Annotated in this window: 4 protein-coding genes; all 4 read right to left on the reverse strand. The window is 56.5% G+C overall.

Going from position 1 to position 2,950, the window contains the following annotated elements:
- Positions 1–295 precede the first annotated feature (295 nt).
- The 4 genes from LKE08_RS27055 to LKE08_RS27070 all read right to left on the reverse strand — a co-directional run bounded on the left by LKE08_RS27055 (position 296) and on the right by LKE08_RS27070 (position 2,801).
- Positions 296–883 carry a DUF4178 domain-containing protein gene (locus LKE08_RS27055; protein ID WP_324707405.1) on the reverse strand — a complete coding sequence of 196 codons (588 nt, stop codon included), beginning with the start codon at positions 881–883 and terminating at the stop codon, positions 296–298.
- A gap of 59 nt (positions 884–942) precedes the next feature.
- Positions 943–2,184, reverse strand: a complete 1,242-nt coding sequence (gene argJ, locus LKE08_RS27060) for a bifunctional ornithine acetyltransferase/N-acetylglutamate synthase (RefSeq protein WP_324707406.1) — start codon at positions 2,182–2,184, stop codon at positions 943–945.
- 176 nt (positions 2,185–2,360) lie between these two features.
- Complete coding sequence (locus LKE08_RS27065; protein WP_324707407.1) at positions 2,361–2,555, reverse strand: hypothetical protein; 195 nt, start codon at positions 2,553–2,555, stop codon at positions 2,361–2,363.
- Between the two features lie 51 nt (positions 2,556–2,606).
- On the reverse strand, positions 2,607–2,801 hold the full coding sequence (locus LKE08_RS27070; protein WP_324707408.1) for a hypothetical protein: 195 nt from the start codon (positions 2,799–2,801) through the stop codon (positions 2,607–2,609).
- Positions 2,802–2,950: the final 149 nt, after the last annotated feature.

Below are 2,950 nucleotides of genomic sequence, written 5' to 3' on the forward strand. Positions count from 1 at the left end.
GATCGCGGTTTTCGTTACATCCGTCAAGAGATCGGGTTGGAGAAGAAGAAACCGGTGTTTCTCGGAAAGTTTTTGGTTTCCTACCCAGATATTGGTAGAAACCCGGTTTCTAGATCTCTCGGGATTGGGGCTTGACTTTTTCCCCGACTTGACGTACCATAACATCATGGGAAAATGTGCCGCCATATAAGGGGTGCGATCGCGGTTGTCGTTACATCTATCAACCCTTCGCCAATCCTCTTGAGAGGATTTCAGCGATGAGAAAAGGGAATAGATTCCCAAGCGGTTCGCCTATTCAACCCCGATACACGCTCCCCCCAGTCCCCGGCAGCAGGGACAATTCCCTCGGGTTGATACTCCGCCCCACACTCACTTCCAACTCCCCATCCCAGTCCTCCACCGACAGCACCTGATCACCCGGTCCTTCATAGTCAAAATAGCGGCAATTTTCGGGGGGTTGGCGGCGTAGGGTTCCAATGCGGGACATCCGGGCGACACCCGAACCCACCTGGCGGTAAGACTCGCCGTCGAAGGTAATCTGTCGGGGCGGTTCACCGCTCAATTCCAGGGCGGTGGTGGACTCCATCCAAGCCACCTCCACGATATCATCTTCCGCCACCGAAAGCCAGCGGATGCGATCGCTTTCTTGTAGCAAATAATCGAACCAACTGTAACCCCCTTCGTAATAGGTGAGGCGACCTTCCACCACCCAATCTTCCCCCCCATATTGGACGATATCCCCCACTTCCAAATTAAATAAATTCCGCTCCAGGGCGGGGAGTCCTTGGGGAATTTCCTGGGGTTGCAACCGTCCTTGATTGGCGACGAAAAAAATCGCGATCGCCACAATAACAATAATTCCGATCCAGAACAGTGCCAGCATCTTTCGCGTCCTCAAAACATCATCGGGGGCGATATTTCGCCCCCAAAAAACGTCAAAAATCAAGTCGTGTATTCGGCGTTAATTTTCACATAATCGTAACTCAGATCGCATCCCCAGGCCTTTCCAAATCCCATCTCGTCGCCAATTTTGACCCGAATTAAAACGGTATCTTCCTTCAGATATTCCCCCGTTTTCGCCCGTTTCAAATAATCGCTGGCGGCCGCCTCGTCAAACGCCAACGGCTGACCCGCTTTCATCAGTTGAAATTCCCCCATAGAAATCTCCAACTTCTCCTGATCGAACCGGACTCCGGCCCGTCCCGCCGCCGCCGCGATGCGGCCCCAGTTGGGATCGCAGCCGAAAATCGCCGATTTCACCAGGGACGACCCGACGATGGTTTTCGCCACTTTCGCCGCGGCCTCCTCCGTCGCCGCCCCACTCACCTGCACCTCGATCAGGCAGGTGGCCCCTTCACCGTCGCGGGCGATCGCTTTTGCCAGATGTTCGCAAACCGCCGTCAGCATCGCCTCCAGCTTGTCCGCCTCCAGACCTGGCCCGGTGATCGCCGGGGTGCGGGACTGGCCGTTGGCGAGGGCGATGAGACTGTCATTGGTACTCGTATCGCCGTCAACAGTAATTTGGTTGAAACTGCGGTTCGCCGCCCGGGCCAACATTTCCTGCCACAGGGGGGGCGATACCGCCGCGTCGCAGGTGACGAAAGCCAGCATCGTCGCCATGTTAGGATGGATCATCCCCGAACCCTTGGCGATGCCGCCGACGCGGACCGGGCGATCGCCGAATTTCGTCTCCAACGCGATGGATTTCGTCACCAAATCCGTGGTAATAATCGCCCCGGCGGCGTCAGGTCCCCCGGTTTCCGAAGCTCGGGCCACCAGTTGCGGAATCCCCGCCTTCAGAGCATCCATTTTGATCCGCTTCCCGATCACCCCGGTAGACGCCAGCAGGATCGATTCCGGCTCGATATTCAACGCCCCCGCCAGGGTATTGGCACTTTCGTACACGTCCGCCCAACCCGCTTCCCCGGTACCCGCGTTCGCCTGCCCCGCGTTGCACAGAATCGCCCGGGCACTGGGTTTAGCCTGCAATTGTTGGCGGCAGTAGTCCACGCAGGCCGCCCGCACCTGGGACGTGGTGAACACCCCCGCCGCGATCGCATCCACGTCGGAGAGGATCAACGCCAAATCCGGCGCCCCGGAGGGTTTCAACCCCGCCACAATGCCACTCGCCCGGTATCCTTTCGGCGCCGTGATCCCGCCGTCAATCTTCTGCCAATCTGACATATGTTTTACCTGCCCCCATGAATGTCTCGCAGAAGCGATTATATAGCAGGGGATAGGGAACGGGAAACTTGATGTATCACTGAAAGCCGATCGCCCATGAAAAATCCCCACAAGGCCGATCGCGCTGTGGGGGTATTGATGTTAGAATCCACGGACTTTGATCTGTATACGACAACTTAGCTCATGGCTGAGGAACTGCGATCATAGCTCGTCCGCGAATCGGCGCTGGGCTTGCCCTGGATGGTGCTGAAGTAGTCACCCGGCTCAATACCCACTTCGGCGGCGGAGCGGTTCAACATCGCCTGTTGGCGGTTCTTGACGGTCTGGTGGTGGCGCATCATCAACGCGCGGGCTTGGTCTTGGGTACTCATCGTCTAATCATCTCCGATTGGTTGAAAGTTAAAGTTGAAAGGGGTTTGAAATTAGCTCATGGAGGCGTGGGAGCGATCGTAGCTCATCTGACAATCCGAGTGGGGTTTGCCCTGGATGGTGCTGAAATAGTCGCTCGGTTCCAGTCCGACTTCGGCCGCGGCCCGGTTGAACATGGCTTGCTGGCGATTTTTGACGGCCTGGTGGTGGCGGCGCATCAGTGCGCGAGCTTCGTCTTGGGTACACATGGTATCTGACTCCGAATTAATGAATTTGAAAAGATGAATTTAAACGAGATTGGGGTTTAGCTCATCGCGGAGGAACTGCGATCGTAGCTGCTGCTCGAATCGGCGTTAGGTTTGCCCTGGATGGTGCTGAAATAGTCACCCGGTTCGAC

The sequence above is a fragment of the Lyngbya sp. CCY1209 genome, assembly GCF_035615495.1.
Taxonomy (GTDB): domain Bacteria; phylum Cyanobacteriota; class Cyanobacteriia; order Cyanobacteriales; family Microcoleaceae; genus Limnospira.

Excerpts from the sequence above, each read along its gene's own strand:
- argJ (WP_324707406.1), bottom strand. The coding sequence starts at position 2,184 with ATGTCAGATTGGCAGAAGATTGACGGCGGGATCACGGCGCCGAAAGGA.
- LKE08_RS27070 (WP_324707408.1), bottom strand. The coding sequence starts at position 2,801 with ATGTGTACCCAAGACGAAGCTCGCGCACTGATGCGCCGCCACCACCAG.
- LKE08_RS27055 (WP_324707405.1), bottom strand. The coding sequence starts at position 883 with ATGCTGGCACTGTTCTGGATCGGAATTATTGTTATTGTGGCGATCGCG.
- LKE08_RS27065 (WP_324707407.1), bottom strand. The coding sequence starts at position 2,555 with ATGAGTACCCAAGACCAAGCCCGCGCGTTGATGATGCGCCACCACCAG.